Below are 1,094 nucleotides of genomic sequence, written 5' to 3'. Positions count from 1 at the left end.
AACTGCGTAATACCTGAATACTGATTAAATTTTTCACCAAACTTTGAGAACTGCATGCTTACATATACCTAATTCATTGTGATTGCTTTATGTGTCTTGATTGCTGACGAAACATCAGCTTATAGAGTAATACTTGACCTTACCCTAATGTTATTACGACGCAAAGTGTGAATTTACTCGAAGAAGAAAAAAGTTTGTCATCAGACCAGATGGAGAGGATGTGGAATTAAAAAAGGGAAGCGAAATGCTTCCCTTGCTGGTGGAGTGAGTCGGTTATTCGCCAGTGTAAACAATCAGTACTTTGTCATCTTGGTATTGGCGTTCGAACGCGTAGTAGCCTTCTTGATTACGAGTGATGTGCTTACCTTGAGCAACCGCTGGGTGGCGTTGACGGAATTCGCCCAATTTCTGCCAATGTTGTAGTAAGTCTTCACGCTCGCCATGAATCTTGTCCCATGGCATGTCGGAACGTGTACCTTGGGTCGGATCGGATCCAGTTACGCCAAAGTCACGGGCAATCTCATCGCCGTAGTAGATTTGTACTGCACCCGGTGCCAGCATTAACGCATTGGCGGCGCGAGCTTGGTCATCAAAGCTGCGGCTGCGTGCCGACCAAAACAGTTGAGTATCGTGCGAAGACAGGTAACTCAACACGTTGAATTCAGGATCGGAGTTAATACGCTCTGCATAGCGGCGGTAATCATTATCAAGTTGAGCGAAACACTTTAGCGCTTTTGGAGCCACGTCAGATTGGAACTCGAAGTTGATGATCGAATCGAAGCCGTTATCGAAATACGGGCTCTTCACCACGCTGTGTGCCCACACTTCGCCGGTCATCCAAAATGGCAGATCGTCTAGTGCTTTGTCGGGGTGGTTTTGTTTCCATTCGGCGAGGGCTTGAGTGGTACTTGCTTTGAGCTCTGCCCACGCTTCCATCTCAACGTGTTTGGCGGTATCGACGCGGAAGCCATCAATGCCGTAATCACGTACCCAATCCGATAGCCATGTGATCAGATGTTCTCGTGGGGGTTTCAACTCATCTTGCGCATTGGTGTTTTTATTGCGGAAGAAGTTTGGTAGTCCGGTTTTCTGCG

At 47.3% G+C, this 1,094-nt stretch carries 1 protein-coding gene; it reads right to left on the bottom strand.

Going from position 1 to position 1,094, the window contains the following annotated elements:
* Positions 1 to 273: 273 nt before the first annotated feature.
* The coding region (locus R7O13_RS24440; RefSeq protein WP_318304879.1) for an alpha-amylase family glycosyl hydrolase at positions 274 to 1,094 on the bottom strand (821 nt) is incomplete at its 5' end.

Source organism: Vibrio sp. Y176, assembly GCF_033438945.1.
The sequence above is the reverse complement of the archived record's forward strand: the minus strand, read 5'-3'. Positions and strand labels throughout refer to the sequence as shown.